Source organism: Streptomyces sp. NPDC047981 (genome assembly GCF_040653315.1).
Taxonomy (GTDB): domain Bacteria; phylum Actinomycetota; class Actinomycetes; order Streptomycetales; family Streptomycetaceae; genus Streptomyces.
Window position 1 is genome coordinate 22351 of sequence record NZ_JBEZNQ010000052.1, and the last position, 18412, is coordinate 40762.

Consider the following 18412-nt stretch of genomic DNA (forward strand, 5'->3'; position numbering starts at 1 on the left):
CCGCGAGCCGAAACCTCCTCTTCACCGGCCCGAGGCCGAGCGGAACATTTCTCCTGAGAGTATTTGTTCAGTCGAAGAACTATTCGTCTGGAAAGGCTCTCCCCATGCCCCTGGCGCTGCTCGCGCTCGCCGTGTCCGCCTTCGGCATAGGCACCACCGAGTTCGTGATGATGGGCCTGCTGCCCAACGTCGCCGACGACCTCGGCACCTCCGTCCCGACCGCAGGACACCTCGTCTCGGCGTACGCGATCGGCGTCGTCGTCGGCGCCCCGCTGCTCACCGCCCTCGGCTCGCGCGTGCCGCGCAAGAAGATGCTGCTCCTGCTGATGGCGCTGTTCTTCGTCGGCAACCTGGCCTCCGCGCTCGCGCCCGGCTTCGGCTGGCTGGTCGCTGGCCGGGTCCTCGCCGGGCTGCCGCACGGCGCGTTCTTCGGCGTCGGGGCCGTCGTCGCCGCGCGCCTGGTGGCCGAGGGACGGCAGGCGCGGGCGGTCGCCACGATGTTCCTCGGGCTCACCGTCGCCAACATCCTCGGCGTACCGGCCGCGACCCTGCTCGGCCAGCACCTCGGCTGGCGCTCCACCTTCCTCGTGGTCACCCTCATCGGCCTGCTGGCCATGGCGGCCCTCGCCCGGCTCGTGCCGTACGTCCCCGTCGACGAGCGGCAGAGCCTGGGCCGCGAGGTCCGCGCGCTCGGCCGACGGCAGGTGCTGCTCGGACTGCTCACCGCCGTCTTCGGCTTCGCGGGCGTCTTCGCGGTCTACTCCTACCTCGCCTCGATGACCACCGAGGTGATGGGGCTCTCCGAGTCCTCCGTCACCCTCGTCCTCGCCCTCTTCGGCATCGGCATGACGGCCGGCGCCCTCGCCGCGGGCCCGCTCACCGACCGGGCGCTGCGCCCGACGCTGTACGGCTCCCTCACCGCGCTGGCGCTGGTCCTGGTCGCCTTCCGGTTCACGATCCACGTGCCCTGGCTCGCCCTGGTGACGGTCGTGGTCCTGGGCGCCGTCGGCTTCATGACCACGACCCCGCTGCAGATGCTCGTCATGAACAAGGCCAAGGACGCCCCGACCCTGGCCTCCGCGTCCAACCACTCCGCCTTCAATCTGGCCAACGCGGGCGGCGCCTGGGCGGGCGGCGCCGCCGTCGCGGGCGGCTGGGGCTGGACCTCCCCGACCCTGGTCGGCGCGGGCCTCGCGGTGGTCGGCCTGGCGATCGCTGCGGTGGCGGGCCTGCTGGACCGTACGCGGACGGACGAGGCCGCCTCCCGGGTCGTCACGGGAAGCGGCCCGGTCGCCGATGAGCAGACGCCGGCCGTCAGTGGGTCGGGGACTCCCGCCAGCGGTTCGTGATCGGGAGCCGGCGGTCCTTGCCGAAGCCCTTCGCCGAGATCTTGGTGCCCGGAGGGTACTGGCGCCGCTTGTACTCCGCCGTGTCCACCATCCGCAGCGTCCGCGTCACCAGCTCCTCGTCGAAGCCGGCCGCGACGATGGCGTCCCGGCCCTGGTCGCGGTCGACGTACAGGGCCAGGACCGCGTCCAGGACGTCGTAGTCCGGCAGCGAGTCCGTGTCGACCTGCCCCGGGCGCAGTTCGGCGCTCGGCGGCTTGGTGATCGAGCTCTCCGGGATCGGCGGGGTCATGCCGCGCTCCTCGGCGGCGCGGTTGCGCCAGCGCGCGAGCCGGAACACCGTCGACTTGTAGACGTCCTTGATGGGCCCGTACGCGCCCACCGAGTCGCCGTACAGCGTCGAGTACCCCACCGCCAGCTCGGACTTGTTGCCCGGCGCGAGCACGAGGTGGCCCTCCTGGTTGGAGATCGCCATCAGCATCGTGCCGCGCAGCCGGGACTGGAGGTTCTCCTCCGCGAGGCCCGTGAGGCCGAGCGCGCCCATGTACGCGTCGAACATCGGCTCGATGGACACCGTACGGAAGTTGAGCCCGGTGCGCCGTGCCAGGTCGTCGGCGTCGCCGCGGGAGTGGTCCGAGGAGTACTTCGACGGCATCGAGACGCCGTACACGTTCCGCGCGCCGACCGCGTCGCAGGCGATCGAGGCGACGAGCGCCGAGTCGATGCCGCCGGACAGCCCGATGAGCACCGAACGGAAGCCGTTCTTCGCGATGTACGCGCGCAGGCCCACGACCAGCGCCGAGTACACCTCCTCGTCGTCGTCGAGCCGGTCCGCGTAACCGCCCGTCAACTCCGGTTCGTAGGCGGGCAGCGGCTCCTGGGAGAGGATCACCCGGTCGATCCGCAGCCCGTCGTCCACGAGGCCGGTGGGCGCGTCGGCGGCGGCCGCCGGCAGGTCGAGGTCCACGATCACCGTGCCCTCGGAGAACTGCGGGGCGCGCGCCACGACCTCGCCCCCGGCGTCGACGACGATCGAGTCGCCGTCGAAGACCAGCTCGTCCTGGCCGCCGATCATCGCGACGTACGCGGTGGTGCAGCCCGCCTCCTGGGCGCGCTTGCGGACCAGTTCGAGCCGCGAGTCGTCCTTGTTCAGCTCGTACGGCGAGGCGTTGATGGAGACGAGCAGCCCCGCGCCCGCGCTGCGGGCGGCCGGCACCCGGCCGCCGTCCTGCCACAGGTCCTCGCAGATCGCGAGCGCCACGTCGACGCCGTGGACGCGCACGACGGGCATGGTGTCGCCCTGCACGAAGTAGCGGAACTCGTCGAAGACCCCGTAGTTGGGCAGGTGGTGCTTGGCGAACCGCAGCACCACCTCACCCCGGTGCAGCACCGCGGCCGCGTTCTCCGGGGAACCGGCGGGCCGGCCGAGCCGGGGCTCGGCGCGGTCCGAACGGTCGAGGTAGCCGACGACCACGGGCAGGTCCCCGAGGCCCTCGGCGTCGAGGCGCCGGGCGAGCGTCCGCAGGGCGGCCCGGGAGGCCTCGACGAAGGACGAACGCAGCGCGAGGTCCTCGACGGGGTAGCCGGTCAGCACCATCTCGGGGAACGCGGCCAGATGCGCGCCCTGCTCGGCGCAGTGCCGGGTCCAGCGGACGACCGCCTCGGTGTTGGCGGTGAGATCGCCGACGGTCGAGTCGATCTGATTCAGAGCGAGGCGTAGTTGAGGCACCCGCCCAGTGTAATCGTCAGACCGACGCTATGTCCTGCGTACCGGTGTCCCGGTGTCCCGCCCGCCTACTTCGTCGGGCCGATCCAGATGCCCTTCTCGTGGTCGAGGATCGTCGGGCTCAGCTCGATCTGCATCTCACCGGCCGCGGCGGCGGGCAGCGAGAAGGCGAAGGTGCCCTTGGCCTGCTTGCCGGGGAGCACGTTGCCCTGGAACATCGTCGTCGCGTTGCTGCCGTCGAAGATCGCGTCGGCCTGCGCGCCCTCCGCGTCGCTCGCGTCCACCAGGGCGCCGGTGACGTCGAGCGTCTCCTTGCTGCCGTTGACGATCGTGACGGTCACCTGGAAGGCCTTGTTGCCCTTGGTGTGCCCGGCGGCGAACTGGTCGGGCGTGTAGGCGCGCGGCTTGGAGACGGTCACCTTGATGCCGTCCTCGTACGCGAAGGTCTGACCGAACTTCAGCGCCGCGGGGGCGGTCTCGGTCGGCTCCGGCTCGGGCTCGCTCGTGGCGCCCGGGGTGGCGGGGGCCGAGGAGGCCTTGTCCTGCTTGGCGATCTCCTCGTCGACGGTCTTCTCGAACTCGTCCACGGCGACGACCAGGACGATCAGCCACACGAGCGAGACGACGATCGTGACCGCGCCGAGGACGATCCCGGAGAGCGCCACGCCCTTGTTCGTGGCCTCGCCCTTACGGGCCTTGCCGTGACCGACGATGCCGAAGACCAGGGCCATGACGCCGAGGATCGCGCCGAGCCAGAACGTGAACGGGATGAGCCCGAAGAGCAGGCCCACGAGACCGAGGACCAGGGCGGTCACGCCCATGCCGTTCCTGGGCTGCTGGAACGGGGCCGGCATCCCCGGTATGCCGGCCGGCGGCATCCCGGGCGGCGTCGTGCCGTACGGGGAGGCTCCGTACGCAGGCGCTCCGGCCGGGGGCGCTCCGACCGGCGGAGGGCCGGCCGGTGTGGAGGACGGAGCACCCCAGGGGTTCTGCTCGGGGTTCTCGGTCGGCGTGCTCATGCGGGTGTCCTCCGGTGATCGGCGTGGTCGGGCGCCTGACGTTAGGCCAGATGATTATGGAGGAGCCAGGGATTTTGTGATCGACCGGTGTCCATGCCCCGCCCCGCCCCCCACGACATGCGGGGTCGCGGGGCCCGGTCATCGGGACGCCGGGGCGGGCGCATAGCATCACGTACCACTATGTCCATGTCCCGGCCCGCCCCGTCCCGGCTCGAAGGCGCCGCGCGAGCCACCGCCGTTCTGCTCGTCCTCGGCGCGCTCGCGTACAGCGCGTGGGTCCTCGAAGCCGTCGTCAGGACCGGGCTCGACCCGGTCAGGTCGTACGTCTCCGAACTCATGGCCACCGACCAGCCCCACGGCGACTTCTTCCGCGCGAGCGACCTCACGGCCGGACTCCTCGTCCTCGCGGCGGCCCTGACGGCCCTGTGGAACACCCGCCGGGCCGCCACCGGACCCCACAGGCTCGTCCGCGCCGGGTGGAGCGCCGTCGCCCTCTTCGGGGCCGCCACCGCCGCCGACTCGCGGCTGCCGCTCAGCTGCACGCCCACCGCCGAACCGGCGTGCGCCGCCCGGGAGGACGCCGGCCTGGTGCCGTTCACCCACACGGCACACGCGGTCAGCTCCGCCCTCGCGATGGCGGCGGCGGTGGCCGCCATGCTCCTGCTGACGTACGCGGCCCGCCGCCACCGGATCTGGCGGCCACTGGCCACGGCGGGACCCGTCCTCGTCGCCCTCGAACTGGCCGCCACCGTCTGGACGCTGGCCGCCGTCGCCGCGTTCGAGGCGGGCCACGGCACCTGGGCCCTCGGGGCCGGACAGCGGCTCCAGGTCCTGCTCCTGGCCGTCTGGCTCGGCGTACTCGCCGTCTCCGTCGCCAGGGAGCGACCATGAGGAAGTTCGTACGGATCGGGGGCGTGGCCCACCACGCCGTCGTCGAGGGCACGGGACCCGTCTGCGTGCTCAGCGCCGGCCTCGGCATGAGCTGGTTCGACTGGGACCCGGTCGTCCCGCTGCTCGCCCCGCACCGCACCGTCGTCCGCTTCGACCGCCCAGGACACGGCCTCTCCGCCCCGGCCGCCGTCCCGCCCTCCGCCGCCGGCGAGGCCCACCGCATCGCCGGACTCCTCGACGCGCTGCCCCTGCCCGCGGGACCGGTCACCGTCGTCGGGCACTCCATCGCCGGCTTCCACGCCGAAGCCTTCGCACGCCTGCACCCGGCCCGTACCGCCGCGCTCGTCCTCGTCGACGCGTCCGTCGAGGAACACGCCCGTACCCCCGCCGCCCCCGGTCTGCGCACCGCCGCCGCCCGCGGCCTCGGCACGCTGCTGTCGGCCGCCGGAGCCCCGGCCGCCCTCGGGCCGGCCGTCCGGCGCGCCACCGTACGGCTCTCCCGGGCATCGGGCGGCGACCCCGCGCCCACCGACCTCGTACGCCGCTGCTACCGCACCTCACGCGTGCTGCGCGGCACGCTCCTGGAGAACGCCCACTACCGTGCGGTCGCCGCGGAACTCCTCGCGCTGCGCGAGGAGCGGCCGCTGCCGGCAGGGGTCCCCGTCACCGTCCTCGCGGCCCCCGACGGCTCCGCCCGCTGGGAGCGCCGCCAACGCGCGCTGGCCCGACGCCTCGACGCCCGCTACGAGGCGGTCGAGCCGTCGGGCCACCTGATGATGCTGGACCGCCCGGAGGCGGTGGCCGGGGCGGTACTGCGCACCGGACCTCAGGAAGCGCCGCCTCAGGAAGCGGCGTAGACGCTCTCGCAGAATGCCTTGATCTGTTCGTCCGACAGATGCTGGGCCAGGTCGGCCTCGCTGATCATGCCGACGAGCCGCTTGTTCTCGATGACGGGGAGACGGCGGATCTGGTGGCTCTGCATCTCCTCCAGGACCGCGCCCACGTCCGAGCCCGCGTCGATCCAGCGTGGGGTGCCGTTGGCCATCTCGCCACAGGTGACCTTCGACGGGTCGTGACCCATGGCCACACAGCCGACCACGATGTCGCGGTCCGTGATGATGCCGCACAGCCGCTCGTTCTCGTCGGCGATCGGCAGGGCGCCCACGTTCAGGTCGCGCATCATCTGGGCCGCGCGGTCGAGCGTTTCGTGCCGGGGAATCCACTGGGCCCCGGGGTGCATGATGTCCTTCGCCGTGGTCATGGGGTGCGTACCTCCGTAAGCCGTCGTCGTACGTCCCCGAGCGTCAACCATTGTCCGCGTACGCGACGGCCCCCGCGACCGCTGGGGGTCACGGGGGCCGTCGCGAGGCGGCGCGGGCCTCAGGAACGGGGCTCGGCGCCGCGCTCCTTCAGCAGCTGCGTCATCAGCCCGATCTCGGACTCCTGGGCCTCGACCATGCCCTGCGCGAGGTTCCGCTCGACGTCCACGGAGCACTTGTCCACACAGCCCTGGGCCATGTGCACACCGCCCTTGTGGTGGTCGATCATCAGCTGGAGGTAGAGGACCTCCGCCTCCTTGCCGCTCGCCGCGCGGAGCCGTTCCAGCTCCGTCTTCGTCGCCATGCCGGGCATCAGCGCCCCGTCGAGGGGGCCGGTGTCACCGTGCCCGCCCATGCCCATCCAGGCCATCGGCTCGGTGCCCGACTCGATCTTCGGCAGCCCCCACATGTCCAGCCAGCCCAGCATCATGCCGCGCTGGTTGGCCTGGGTGTTGGCGATGTCGTAGGCGAGACGGCGGACGTCCGCGTCCTCGGTGCGGTCCCGGACGATGAACGACATCTCGACGGCCTGCTGGTGGTGGACCGACATGTCACGGGCGAAGCCCGCGTCCGCCGACGCCGAGGCCGGCGACGCCTGAGCCTCCTCCCGGTCGGCGGAGGCGACCGTGACGGCACCCCCGGCGAAGAGCAGGGCGAGGACGACGGCGGCGATCGAGGCCCCGTGCGTGCGGGTCAGCTTCACTGGGTCGCCCCGACACCACCGGTGCAGGCCGCGCCCGGCTCGGGGGTCTGCGGACCCTGCACGTACTTGGTGAAGAAGGCGTCGATCCGGGGGTCGCTCGCGCTGTCCACGCTCACCTGCTTGCCCCAGGCGCTCAGCATGATCGCGCCGGCCTGGTCGTCGACCGGGCTCATGAAGGAGTACGGGGTCTTGCCGACCTTCTCGGCCAGCTTCTTCACCTCGGCCTCGGGGGCCTTCTTGTTGTACGTGACCCAGACCGCGCCGTGCTCGAGCGAGTGCACGGCGTTCATCTCGGCGACCTTCGCCGTGTAGACGTCGCCGTCGCAGTTCTGCCAGACCTGGTCGTGGTCACCGCCGACCGGCGGCTTCATCTCGTAGGCGACCGGGGTGGTCACGTGGTTGCGGCCGAGCTTCTTGGCGTCCCAGGACTTCTCGTCCTTGATGGGGGCCTTGGCGGCGGCCTCCTGGGCTTCCTTCTTCTCGGACTGCTCGTTGAGCACGTAGCCGCCGAAGCCGACGAGGCTCAGGACGACCACGGCGGAGATGCCGATGGTGAGGAAGCGGTTGCGGCGCTCGCGGGCCTGCTCGGCGCGGCGCATCTCCTCTATTCGGGCGCGGCGGTCGGCGTTGGCGGAGCGGTTGGCGGCCATGGTGGTCGTCCTTCTGGGATGTGGGGTGGCGTCAGGCGTCGGGCGTGAGCCGTGGGCGGGGCAGGGGGTGCGGCCCGCCGGCTACGTCCGCAGGACTTGAAGGACGTGCAGGTCCGGCGCGCGCGGCTGCGCGGCCGAGCGGGGTGCCCGAGCGGTGTCGTACGCCGGTACGGGCAGGGGGAGCCGGCCCTCCGCGTGCGGCGGGGGGTCGAGCGGCGGCGCGGTGAGCACCGCCGGGCTGAGCGAGGGGAAGAGGGAGCAGCCGCCGCGGTCGTAAGGACAGACGTACTCGTGCGCGGCGGTCGCGCCGGCCGTCGCCGTGGTCCGGGCAGCCGCGTGGACGCCGCCGGGCTCGCCGTGCGCGGGGGCGGCCTCGCCGCTCCCCAGACAGACGAAGAGCGCGGCAAGGAGCGTCGCCACGGCACTCGCCAGTGCCATGGGACGCGCGCGCCGGGACCGGCGTACGAACAGAGGTCCCCCCATGGGCGGAGATCGTAGTGGCCGGAGGGCCGCGAGGGGACACTCGGGGGCGACCGCGGAGCGAACAGACGCCCGGAACCGGCCTGTCTCCCGTTACCTGAGTCACACGCGAGCGGGCACACTGGGTGTGCAACGTGCGCGAAACCATGTGGTGGGATGCTCAGGTGCCCCCCGATGTGCCCGAGGCGGTGGGAACAGGCGGCCTGACCAGCAAAGATGGGTGTGGAAATGGACAAGCAGCAGGAATTCGTGCTCCGGACGCTCGAAGAGCGCGACATCCGGTTCGTGCGGCTGTGGTTCACCGACGTCCTCGGCTTCCTGAAGTCGGTGGCCGTGGCGCCCGCCGAGCTTGAGCAGGCGTTCGACGAGGGCATCGGCTTCGACGGCTCCGCCATCGAGGGCTTCGCCCGTGTATACGAGTCCGACATGATCGCCAAGCCGGACCCGGGCACCTTCCAGATCCTGCCCTGGCGGGCGGAGGCCCCGGGCACGGCCCGGATGTTCTGCGACATCCTGATGCCGGACGGCTCCCCGTCCTTCGCGGACCCCCGCTTCGTCCTCAAGCGCATCCTGGCCAAGACCTCGGACCTGGGCTTCACCTTCTACACCCACCCCGAGATCGAGTTCTTCCTCCTGAAGGACAAGCCGCTCGACGGCTCGAAGCCGACCCCCGCCGACAACTCGGGCTACTTCGACCACACCCCGCAGAACGTCGGCATGGACTTCCGCCGCCAGGCCATCACGATGCTGGAGTCGATGGGCATCTCGGTGGAGTTCTCCCACCACGAGGGCGCGCCGGGCCAGCAGGAGATCGACCTCCGCTACGCCGACGCGCTCTCCACGGCCGACAACATCATGACGTTCCGCCTGGTCATGAAGCAGGTGGCTCTCGAGCAGGGCGTGCAGGCCACCTTCATGCCGAAGCCGTTCTCGGAGTACCCCGGCTCGGGCATGCACACCCACCTCTCGCTCTTCGAGGGCGACCGGAACGCGTTCTACGAGTCGGGCGCGGAGTACCAGCTCTCCAAGGTGGGACGCTCCTTCATCGCGGGCCTCCTGAAGCACGCGGCCGAGATCTCCGCCGTCACCAACCAGTGGGTCAACTCCTACAAGCGCATCTGGGGCGGCTCCTCCCGCGCCGCCGGCGCGGGCGGCGAGGCCCCGTCGTACATCTGCTGGGGCCACAACAACCGCTCGGCCCTGATCCGCGTCCCGATGTACAAGCCGGGCAAGACGGGCTCCTCCCGGGTGGAGGTCCGCTCGATCGACTCGGGCGCGAACCCGTACCTGACCTACGCGGTCCTGCTCGCCGCGGGCCTCAAGGGCATCGAGGAGGGCTACGAACTCCCGGCCGGCGCCGACGACGACGTCTGGGCCCTCTCCGACGCGGAACGCCGCGCGATGGGCATCGAGCCCCTCCCGCAGAACCTGGGCGAGGCGATCGCCCTGATGGAGAAGAGCGAACTGGTCGCGGAGACCCTGGGCGAGCACGTCTTCGACTTCTTCCTGCGCAACAAGAAGCAGGAGTGGGAGGAGTACCGCAGCGAGGTCACGGCCTTCGAGCTGCGGAAGAACCTGCCGGTGCTGTAAGCGCAGGTCAGAGGGGGTTCCTCCCCGAAACGACGATCAGGGCCGACGGGTAGCGAACCGTCGGCCCTGAGTCGTCTCACCGGTCCTGGGCCGTCTCTGGGCCGTCGGACGTGGAAACCGTGCCCTCGTACAGGCCATCCACGGCCCGGCGAGTCCGTCCGTAGCTACTCGGCATGAGGTGCGTGTAGACCCGGAGCGTGAAGCCGGGGTCGCCGTGGCCCAGGTACGTGCTGAGCGCTTTGACGTTCTCGCCGGCGTCCAGGAGGACGGACGCGTAGAAGTGCCTCAACGCGTGCATGCCGTGCTCGCGGGCCGCCTGGTGGCGCTCGCCCTCCTTGGGCTCCGGAATGACGCCGGCCTGGACGAGCGCGAATTCCAGACGCAGGTGTTGAAGTCGGTCCCGGCGAGTGCCCCGCCTCCCGTCAAATGCTAGTCCGCCCCCTCCATGGCTTCGACGGATCGAATTCCGGCCCGATATCGTGGCCAATTCTCCCACATTTCAACGTACGGAGAACGCGAGCCGAATTTGAAGCGCAGATAGTCCCCTGTCCCCTTGATTCGCGCACTCGACATAATCAACTGAACGGGCCCCATGGACGGCAAACCTGGCAGGCCGTACCCTTCGGAGCTATTCACTTCCAATGTTCGGCCTTGGCTGTCTTCAAGCACGAACCGAACACGCCAAGCAGAATCGACACGAGTTTCGATGAGTCTATATTGCTTCGGGATTAGCCCGCGGCGCTCAGCAAGGTCGCAGAACGCTCGCACTGCCCTGAGGCAGGAATCGAATTCCTCCGGAGTCGGAAAGTCCTCTCTGTTGTGTTCGAGTCTGTTGCGCACATCGAGCACCCCTCCTTCGTTCAAAATCTGAACGACAGCCTTGAGGCTCCTGATGATGCTGTTTCGAGACTCATCTGAAAGATTCAAGAATGGCACGGAGTATAGGAAGCCCGTCTGCCTGAGCGTGGACAGCTTATGGTAAGTCGGCAGATCGGCGTCTCTCAGTTTGTTATTGCTAGGGTCCTTTGCGTATTGTTCCAGCAGGCTAGCGAGCACTCCGAACCCTGAAATCAGCGGAAATAGTGTGTTTCGTCCGTCGGCGTGAAACTGGATGGAGTTCTTTTCTCCTGCGCCGTACGTGTTCAGGATGGACGTCATGTGGGAACGGGCCAGCTTGAGGTCGAAAGTGAACGGCGTTTGCGCAGACGTATGGTCGAAAGTAGTAGCCCACGCCGTGTAGGCCAGAGCTTTGTCTAGCGCGTCTTCGAGGGCGACGAATAGCGGGGAAGAGTGACTGCGAATGGCTCGCATTTCTGTAACTCCGAACCGCTCGTGCGACTCAACTTCCTCCGCCATTGAAGCCGTTAGGTCGCGTAGATCCTTGGAGGCAGATTCAATCGAGTCAAGGTCGTATCCCAATTTCCAGAGCATAACTTCGATCAGCGTCTCATCGTCTGTTCGATCCGAGACCTCCCGTGTGATTCCGCAAGCTTCTGCCGCTTTCAAGTACTGGCGATGCCCCACAAAGATTAGCCGTTGCAAGATTGCCCGTGGTCGCTCCCGGTTTAGGTATGTTTCAAGGGCTTCTTCTGTTTCGCCTTCCGGAGCTCGAAGAAGCCAACTCAGATCCCTTTCATCATTCGGATCGGAGAGGTCGTATACGGAGCGAACCAGCCTCTTCAGCCTTTGAACCGCAACCGATCCATCTTTGGAGTAGTACTGCACTCCATGCCTGGAGAGGCGGCACGAAACATCAAAATACCCGCTTGCAAAATCGATCAGCTTTGGTCGCCGAATTTCGCGTTCAGGGATGTCAATCAATCCGGAGGTCGCCGCTCGATCGAGGAGTTCGGTAAGCGATCGATCCGTAAGTAGCAGGAGGAGCTGCATCATTCCAGAGCGCCCGACTTCTTTAAGGAAGTCGTCAGGATTTCGCACCGCCAAACCATTCTTCGAACATAGATCACGGAGCTGGCTATGTCGCCCCGCGAACCCTAGCTTGACCACGGAATGCAACTCGCTGAAGGTGAGGCATTGTCCGATTAGGCCGACAATCCCGCTCGACCTCATATCGTCGTAGGCGCCTACCAATTTTGCGCTGTGATCGCTGAAGAATCCCTGCCAATCCGATGCGGCTGTTGTTCGGGACAGCCTCTTATCCAACTTTTCGCGCGCATCGAGGATAGTGTTGTGAGACGTGGTGAGCCATGTCTTATGGACGGCGCGGCACGCCGGTCGATGGCAATGATAGAGAGGCACCCTGTCGGTAGGTGGGATCAGCCTGAATTCCGCAGACTTCAGTGCCCCAAATTCTCCCGTAACGGTATCTTGGCACTGGAACACTCCGTTTTCCGCACCTGAAAGCAGCTTAAACGTGTCCTCTGTGCTGAGAATGTCCAGGGTTCCGTGATCGAACACCTCGAACGCCCGGTCGTACAAGCTGCGCTCGAACATCGGTGGGTGGATAATCTTGCGGTCTTTGATCTCTTTCGACAGGGCGGACCGGAGGGCGTCAATGTCTGTTTCGTCAGGATCAACCAGTAGTTCGTCGTGGTACACCTCCAAGAAGCATGCCAAGCGCAATTCACCCAACGGATTCATGCGGGAAGTCTTCAGGGAGTCGATGAGGCTCTGGCCGGCTTCCGTGAACCTAAGAGGCTCGTGGAGATGAGACGGGATTCTGTACTTCGGAACAACAATGGAGGAGCTGAGGAGTCGAGAAATTGCTTCTAGCCTGAGGATGTTCGTCCGAGTTTCCAGGGAGGGGTACTTCGCTTCGAGTTCCTCTAGGCTATAAGGCATTTACCACTCCTTTTCGGGGTGCATTGCAGATACTGTAGCCCGTCAACTAACCGTTGGGTCCGTTTTTGGACAAACAAGCTCCTGGGTCCCACCGGGACCCCCGGCGCTGACCGCTCCTTCTGTCACGGGCCCGTGACAATCAGCCTCAGGTGTGTATGGGACAGTCAGGAAGGTCGGCTGCGCATCGGCTGGCGCGATCCGCGCGACCTTCGGGTCGGAGCGCACATCCGGCTCGGCGGCCCGATCGTGCTGGTATGGGACAACCTGCGCATGCACCTGGTCGAGGCACTGCGCGAGAGTGCATCGCCGACCATGCGGACTGGTTCACTGTCTTCCAGCTTCCCAGCTACTCACCAGGCTTGAACCTGAAGAGGCATCTGGTCGCTGGTCAAGCGCGACATCGGCAACCTCGCCGCAGCCGACCTCGACCAGATCATCCGGGCCGTCAAGCACAAGCTCAAGATGCTGCAGTACCGACCAGAGGTCATCAACTGCTGCCTTGCCAGCACCGGTCTGGCCCTGGACGAGTGAACGCAATGGCTGGACGATCGGCGATTGGTCGGCACGGTCAAGTCAAGAGCTGCTGGGCCGATACGGTGACGGAATGACCGAGTGCCTGCCTGCCGACGTAGCCGACGTGCTCGCTGCAGTCCTGTGCACGGACAATCCGGTTCATGCCACGCTCCGAAGGCAGGTTCCGCACCTCAGCGTGCGAGGACGCTGCACGTGTGGGTGCGGAACCGCCTATTTCGAACTCGACACCAGCAAGGCTGAGCCCGCACCCACTGGTCCAGGCACCATCGTGGCGGCCGAAGCACAGCTCGTCACCGAGGCTGGCGAGTGCCCCGGCGAGGTCCTTGTCTGCACGCAAGGCGGCTACCTGTCGTGGCTGGAAGTCTGTTCATGGAGCGGCGACGTCGAGGTGACCCTGGCTGCCGCGTCGCTGGCTGCAGACACGCTCTTGATCTCGGACGGCCAGAGCTCAGCGGCTTCTGCAGCACCACCGACATTACGAGTTCAAGTTCAGTAGCTGGTTATCGCTGGGGCCACGTGGATGCCGGATGACGTTGACGGTCATCCGGCGGGCGGGGCGGGGCCCAGTGCTGGGTCGTCTGGGGGCCGCCAGTGGGGGCGCCGTTTGCGGTCGATGCCCACCGTTGGTCACCAGTTGACAGGCGCTGCAATGCGCAGCGTTCGGGAAGGTTCCAGATGGGGCTGGCGGGGCGTCACTTCCCTGCGCAACAAGAAGCAGGAGTGGGAGGAGTACCGCAGCGAGGTCACGGCCTTCGAGCTGCGGAAGAACCTGCCGGTGCTGTAAGGGAAGAGCGGGGCCGCCCCGGGTGGGGCGGCCCGTCGGTCAGCCCTGTGGGGCTGCCGGGGCGTCCTTGGACAGGGGCACGTGTCCGGTGTTGTCCACGTGCCGGGCGGCCACCCAGACGGCCTGGTCGCGCAGCAGGTACCAGATGGTGTTGCCGTCGATGTTCTGGGCGTTGACCTTGCTGTGCAGGCCGATCTCGACGCCGTGGTTCAGGGTGCCGACGACGGCGGAGTCCGTGCTCGGGTACTTCCGCAGGTTGACGCCGATGGCGCTGACGACGGTACCGAACGGCTGGGGCGGGCTGGGCATCTTGACCTCCGGGGAACGTGGGAGTGGCGGGACGCCGTCCGGTATCCGGACGGCTCTCGCACCGTACGGCCGATTCCCGCCGGGGAGCCGAAGGCGTGCGGGGCGTCATTCCGACGGCCGCGTACGTCCGGGCGGCCGGAAAACCGGATGTGGCACCGCCCGGGCGGGTGGTAGTCAGGCCGTATGGATGTATGGACGACCGGGCGCCTGGAGTTGCGCCGGCTCAGCGTCGGCGAGGCCGAGCGGATCGTGGGGCAGGCGGCGGAGGGCTCCGCGCGGTGGGCCGAGGGGTACCCCTCCGACGCGGATGTCGCCGTGGCGCGGCGGTTTCTGGACGCGCGGGACGAGCACGGGGATCCCGGGGTGTTCGGGCCGTACGAGATACGGCGCAGGGACGACCGGGTGACCGTCGGGGGGATCGGGTTCCACGGGCCGCCCGACGAGGGGCGGTTCGTGACCGTCGGCTACGGGCTCGCGCCCGTCGCGCGCGGGCAGGGGTACGCCACAGAGGCCCTGCGCGCGCTGCTCGAACTGGCCCGCGCGCAGGGCGTCGCCGGGGCCAAGGGCGACGCCGACCTGGGGAACGTCGCCTCCCAGCGGGTCATGGAGGCCGCCGGGATGCGGTACGTGGGGGAGGACGAGCGGGTGCGGTACTACCGGGTGGATTTCGACGAGGGCCGGTGAGGCCGGCGCCGCCGGGGCTCGCTCAGCGTTCCGACAGCTCCGACGGGGCCTCCTGGACCACCCAGCCGTTGCCGTCCGGGTCGGCGAAGGTGAGGAACGAGTTCCAGGTCCCGCCCTTGCCGTCCTCCCAGCCCGACGCGCCCACCCGGCGCACCGGGGAGACGTCCACGCCCCGGGCGAGGAGCTCCTCGCGAGCCGCCTCGATGTCGGTGACGCACAGCTGGAGGCCCTGCAGACTGCCCGGGGTCATCGCCTTCGCGCCCGGCATCGGCGGCATGCCGCTCTCCATCGAGATCGAGCACCGCGAACCCGGCGGCGTCGCCTGGATGATCCGGATGCCCGGCGCGACCTCGGTGTCGAGGTCGATCGTGAAGCCGCACTTCTCGCCGTAGAACTCCTTCGCCCGGTCCAGGTCGGTCACGGGGACCAGGACGACTTCGAGCGTCCAGTTCATGGAAGGTCTCCTCAGAAACGCCAGCGGGTCTGACCGAACTGCTCGCCCTTCGCGAAGCCGAAGACCGTGCGCGGCGCGACGGCGAACACCAGGGCGGTCCCACCGTCGCCCACGAACGCCCCGTCACGCACGTCGAATCGCCAATCCGGGCCGTACTTCTCGACGTACACGTCGGCCACGGCCCGCAACCGCGCCTCGTCCGTCACCCGGACGGCCTCGCCCTCCACCACGAGGTCGAAGCCCTCCTCGAGCGTCGGCGTCCCGGTGGTCAGGACGACCTCCGCGTTCTCCGCCAGGTTGCGCGCCTTGCGCTCGTCCGGGCCGGTGCAGAAGTGCAGCGCGTCCGCCGACCAGACCGCGATCAGCGGGGTCACGTGCGGGCGCCCGTCCGGGCGGACCGTGGTCAGCCAGAAGACCTCGGCCTCGGCCAGTCGGCCGGCCGCGGCCTGCCATTCCGCCGGCCGGGCCTTCGGGTCGCTGTAGCGGGTGTCGAGGGTCGGTTCCGGGGTCATCGTCGTTCGCCTTCCGGGAGCGGGGTCATCTCTACGCCGTCGTGTACGTATCTATGACCCCGCGTCCCGGCCGAACTCATCGCACCGCGGGCGTCCAGTGCAGCCTGCCGTCCAGACCCATCACCGCGACGCCGTCCACGACCCCGCCCGGAGCGCCCGAGAAGAGGAAGTTCTGGAGCGTCCACAGCGGCTGCGAGCCCGTGCCGCCGTTCCCGGACACGCCGGGCGCCGTCGCCAGGAATCCCGTACGGGACCGGACCGCGAGCAGGCCGGACCCGCCGCCGATCGGGCCGGGGCCGAGGACGCCGCCCGACATCTCGATGACCGGGGTGGTGAAGCGGCCGCCCGTGCCCGGGAAGTCGGCCGTGCGGACGTCGCCCGAGGACGGCTTGCGGAACCAGAGCCGTACGCCGTCGCCCGTGGGCGTGGGGCTCGCGTTCAGGGCCAGCGTCGTCGCCGGCAGGCCGGTCGTCCTCGGCCCGCCCAGCGGGACGCCGGGGCGCGGCTGCGACCAGGTGAGGACCGTGTTCGCGGTGCCCGCGAAGACGTGGATCCGGCCGGCGGCGTCCGTCGTCGCCACCGGGTCGCTGTACACGGGAGCGGTGAGCGGGTTGCCGATGGTGTTCCGGGTGGCCCCCGAGGCGCCCCCCGAGCGGTAGGTGAGGGCGGTGTTGGCGGCGGCGGCCGCCCTGGCCGTGGCCGCGTCCGCCTGAGCGGTCGCCTTGCCCGCCGTCGTGGTGGGCGCGGTCGCCTTGCCCGCGGCCGTGGCCGTCGTGCCGGCCGCCTTGGCGGAGGCGGCGGTGCCCGCGGTCCTGCCGGACGTCGTCGTGCTCGCCGCCTTCACGGGCGGGGGAGTCGTGCCCGCTGCCGCCGGGGCGTTCGCGGCCAGGCTGCGCCACGCGCCCCAGCTGCCGTTCGCCAGCTGCTCGCGGGCCGTCAGCCGGTGGGCGCTGTCGCGCACGACCACCGTGATCCGGCCGGTCCCGTCGACGGCCGCGGCCGGGGCGCTGATGTCCGACATGCCCGTGGCGTCGTTCTTCTCGGGCGTGCCGAGCGAACGCCACGGACCGAACGCGCCGCCCGGCGTCGTCTGCTCGGTCGACACCACCTCGCGGCGGTACGCGTCGGCCGTGGCACCCAGGGTCGTACGCGTGCCGAAGACGACGATCCGGCCGTCCGGGAGCCGCACCGACGTCACCCCGGTGTCCAGGCCGCCGCCCGCCAGCATCACCGGACCCTGCCACTCGTCGGCCGAGCCGACGGGCTTCGTCCACACCGCGAGGCGTCCGTCGAGCACCGAGAACGCGTGCAGGCCGCCGTTCCGGTCGCGCTGGACCCAGGAGGTGGAGTTGCCGCGGGCGTAGCGGACGGTCTTCGTCCAGCCGGATCCGGCCGGGCGCTGGGCCACCTTGAGGTCGCCGCAGCCGACCGGGTCGCCGCAGTCGTTGATGCCGTCCGTCCAGGCGTACGTCTTCAGGGTGTTCAGCTTGGTGCCGGCCGACTCCGGGTCGAGCGTGTACGGCAGGATGCTCGTGGGGTAGCCCAGGTAGTTCTGCACGCCGAAGTGCGGGCGGCCGGAGTCGGTGGCCCGGGTGGCGTACCGCTCCAGGGCGGCCTGGGCGAACCGGGCGCCGTAGAGGTGGTCCTGGTGGTCGGTGAGCGCCCCGGTCTTCAGGTTCCGGCCGGGCGTCGGGTCCTGGATCCGGACGAAGGTCGGCCGGATGCGCTCCAGGATCCCGGTGAGTGCCTCGATCACCTGGTCCTTGCTGTACGTGAAGTCCGTGGTGACCGGGGTGCCGGTTGCGCGCTGGGAGGCGATGACCTGGACCCGGCCGTTCCACAGGCCGTTCAGGCTGTTCGGCCGGTCGGCGTTGATCGCGCCGGCCTCGCGGATCTGCATCCAGACCAGGCTGATCTGCGGCGCGGCGCGCAGGACGTCGAGCTCGGCGGCCCCGCCGCCGACCGTCGGGATGGAGACGCGGTCCCAGGGGCTGGTGCGGCTGCCGGTGGCCATCTCGGCGTACGCGGCACGTATGCCGTTCTGCCGGGCCGCCGCGAAGCCGGCCTTGTCGGGGGCGGGCGCGGTCGCGCCACGGCCGTTGATGCCGTCCGCCTCGCCGGCCGTCAGGTACACGGTGGTCAGCGAACGGCCGGAGCGTATCGACTGCACGACGTCCGGGTTCATGAAGTACAGGTCGTCGTCCGGGTGGGCCACGATCTGCGCCACGGAGATGTCGGAGGTACGGACCGGTGCCGCGGCGGCCCCAGCGGTCGTCCCCGAGGCCGGTGTCGCGGTCGTCCCGGCGGCCGGTGCCGCGGTCTGCGCGCCCGTCTTCCCGGACCGGGCCTCGGCCCCGGTGTCGAGGGCGAGACCGGAGGAGCCGTCGGCCCCGTGGTCGGGCCGGCCGTCGGCCGGGTCGCCGGCGGTGTCGGGCGCGGAGGTCCCGGCCAGGCCGTTGGCGGTGTCGGCCCCGAAGACGGAGCCGGAGGTCAGCTGGAGGATTCCCACGAAGGAACCGGTGACGACGGCGGTGGTCGTCAGCACGGAGACGGTACGGAGGCGGCGGCGGCCAGGCATCGAGTGTGTGCGCTTTCGGACGTGGGTGACC

19 protein-coding genes and 1 pseudogene are annotated in these 18412 nt (G+C 69.4%); 7 read left to right on the forward strand and 13 right to left on the reverse strand.

From position 1 onward, the window contains the following. Positions 1-104: 104 nt before the first annotated feature. The gene (locus AB0E14_RS26915) at positions 105-1349 is read left to right on the forward strand and encodes an MFS transporter (RefSeq protein WP_362423281.1); all 1245 of its coding nucleotides are present in this window, start codon (positions 105-107) and stop codon (positions 1347-1349) included. Here AB0E14_RS26915 and AB0E14_RS26920 read toward each other — a convergent pair. Together AB0E14_RS26920 and AB0E14_RS26925 are read right to left on the reverse strand one after the other, a co-directional pair. Beyond that, complete coding sequence (locus AB0E14_RS26920; RefSeq protein ID WP_362423284.1) at positions 1315-3075, reverse strand: NAD+ synthase; 1761 nt, start codon at positions 3073-3075, stop codon at positions 1315-1317. The genes AB0E14_RS26915 and AB0E14_RS26920 overlap by 35 nt on opposite strands. Before the next feature lie 65 nt (positions 3076-3140). Further along, the gene (locus AB0E14_RS26925; RefSeq protein ID WP_362423287.1) at positions 3141-4091 is read right to left on the reverse strand and encodes a DUF4190 domain-containing protein; all 951 of its coding nucleotides are present in this window, start codon (positions 4089-4091) and stop codon (positions 3141-3143) included. Positions 4092-4277: 186 nt separating this feature from the next. Here AB0E14_RS26925 and AB0E14_RS26930 point away from each other — a divergent pair, with 186 nt between their 5' ends. Next, entirely contained in the window at positions 4278-4982 is a 705-nt protein-coding gene (locus AB0E14_RS26930; protein WP_362423290.1) for a DUF998 domain-containing protein, read from the forward strand. Further along, positions 4979-5839, forward strand: coding sequence for an alpha/beta hydrolase (locus tag AB0E14_RS26935; protein WP_362423293.1), 861 nt, complete (start codon positions 4979-4981; stop codon positions 5837-5839). The genes AB0E14_RS26930 and AB0E14_RS26935 overlap by 4 nt, the downstream gene beginning before the upstream one ends. Here the strand turns inward: AB0E14_RS26935 and AB0E14_RS26940 are convergent. The 4 genes from AB0E14_RS26940 to AB0E14_RS26955 form a co-directional block, all read right to left on the reverse strand. After that, complete coding sequence (locus AB0E14_RS26940; RefSeq protein WP_362423296.1) at positions 5824-6243, reverse strand: CBS domain-containing protein; 420 nt, start codon at positions 6241-6243, stop codon at positions 5824-5826. The two genes, AB0E14_RS26935 and AB0E14_RS26940, sit on opposite strands and share 16 nt — an antisense overlap. 119 nt (positions 6244-6362) lie before the next feature. After that, positions 6363-6998, reverse strand: coding sequence for a DUF305 domain-containing protein (locus AB0E14_RS26945; RefSeq protein ID WP_362423369.1), 636 nt, complete (start codon positions 6996-6998; stop codon positions 6363-6365). A 2-nt stretch (positions 6999-7000) separates the two neighbouring features. Beyond that, positions 7001-7654, reverse strand: a complete 654-nt coding sequence (locus AB0E14_RS26950) for a DUF3105 domain-containing protein (RefSeq protein WP_362423299.1) — start codon at positions 7652-7654, stop codon at positions 7001-7003. Between the two features lie 81 nt (positions 7655-7735). Then, on the reverse strand, positions 7736-8137 hold the full coding sequence (locus AB0E14_RS26955) for a hypothetical protein (RefSeq protein ID WP_362423302.1): 402 nt from the start codon (positions 8135-8137) through the stop codon (positions 7736-7738). A 225-nt stretch (positions 8138-8362) separates the two neighbouring features. On the opposite strand from AB0E14_RS26955, the gene AB0E14_RS26960 reads away from it, so the two are divergent. Then, positions 8363-9724 carry a glutamine synthetase family protein gene (locus AB0E14_RS26960; RefSeq protein ID WP_362423305.1) on the forward strand — a complete coding sequence of 454 codons (1362 nt, stop codon included), beginning with the start codon at positions 8363-8365 and terminating at the stop codon, positions 9722-9724. 76 nt (positions 9725-9800) lie between these two features. On the opposite strand, the pseudogene AB0E14_RS26965 reads toward AB0E14_RS26960, so the two are convergent. From AB0E14_RS26965 to AB0E14_RS26975, 3 genes and pseudogenes are all read right to left on the reverse strand, one after another. After that, positions 9801-10100, reverse strand: a pseudogene (locus tag AB0E14_RS26965) (tyrosine-type recombinase/integrase); the annotation flags it as partial. Between the two features lie 53 nt (positions 10101-10153). Continuing rightward, a complete protein-coding gene (locus AB0E14_RS26970) occupies positions 10154-12325 on the reverse strand; it encodes a hypothetical protein (RefSeq protein WP_362423309.1) in 2172 nt (723 codons plus the stop codon). 525 nt (positions 12326-12850) lie between these two features. After that, positions 12851-13063, reverse strand: coding sequence for a hypothetical protein (locus tag AB0E14_RS26975; RefSeq protein ID WP_362423312.1), 213 nt, complete (start codon positions 13061-13063; stop codon positions 12851-12853). Between the two features lie 67 nt (positions 13064-13130). Between AB0E14_RS26975 and AB0E14_RS26980 the strand changes: the two genes are divergently transcribed. Together AB0E14_RS26980 and AB0E14_RS26985 are read left to right on the forward strand one after the other, a co-directional pair. Further along, on the forward strand, positions 13131-13556 hold the full coding sequence (locus tag AB0E14_RS26980) for a hypothetical protein (RefSeq protein ID WP_362423315.1): 426 nt from the start codon (positions 13131-13133) through the stop codon (positions 13554-13556). 153 nt (positions 13557-13709) lie between these two features. Continuing rightward, complete coding sequence (locus AB0E14_RS26985; protein ID WP_362423318.1) at positions 13710-13844, forward strand: hypothetical protein; 135 nt, start codon at positions 13710-13712, stop codon at positions 13842-13844. 39 nt (positions 13845-13883) lie between these two features. Here the strand turns inward: AB0E14_RS26985 and AB0E14_RS26990 are convergent, their stop codons facing one another. Beyond that, a complete protein-coding gene (locus AB0E14_RS26990; RefSeq protein WP_362423321.1) occupies positions 13884-14153 on the reverse strand; it encodes an SH3 domain-containing protein in 270 nt (89 codons plus the stop codon). Between the two features lie 183 nt (positions 14154-14336). On the opposite strand from AB0E14_RS26990, the gene AB0E14_RS26995 reads away from it, so the two are divergent. After that, positions 14337-14837, forward strand: a complete 501-nt coding sequence (locus AB0E14_RS26995; protein ID WP_362423324.1) for a GNAT family N-acetyltransferase — start codon at positions 14337-14339, stop codon at positions 14835-14837. 22 nt (positions 14838-14859) lie between these two features. Here the strand turns inward: AB0E14_RS26995 and AB0E14_RS27000 are convergent, their stop codons facing one another. The 3 genes from AB0E14_RS27000 to AB0E14_RS27010 all read right to left on the reverse strand — a co-directional run bounded on the left by AB0E14_RS27000 (position 14860) and on the right by AB0E14_RS27010 (position 18348). Beyond that, on the reverse strand, positions 14860-15291 hold the full coding sequence (locus AB0E14_RS27000; protein WP_362423327.1) for a VOC family protein: 432 nt from the start codon (positions 15289-15291) through the stop codon (positions 14860-14862). A gap of 11 nt (positions 15292-15302) precedes the next feature. Next, positions 15303-15803, reverse strand: a complete 501-nt coding sequence (locus AB0E14_RS27005) for a pyridoxamine 5'-phosphate oxidase family protein (protein ID WP_362423330.1) — start codon at positions 15801-15803, stop codon at positions 15303-15305. A gap of 76 nt (positions 15804-15879) precedes the next feature. After that, positions 15880-18348: a PIG-L family deacetylase gene (locus tag AB0E14_RS27010; RefSeq protein WP_362423333.1), complete on the reverse strand. Its 2469-nt coding sequence runs from the start codon at positions 18346-18348 to the stop codon at positions 15880-15882. Between the last annotated feature and the right edge of the window lie 64 nt (positions 18349-18412).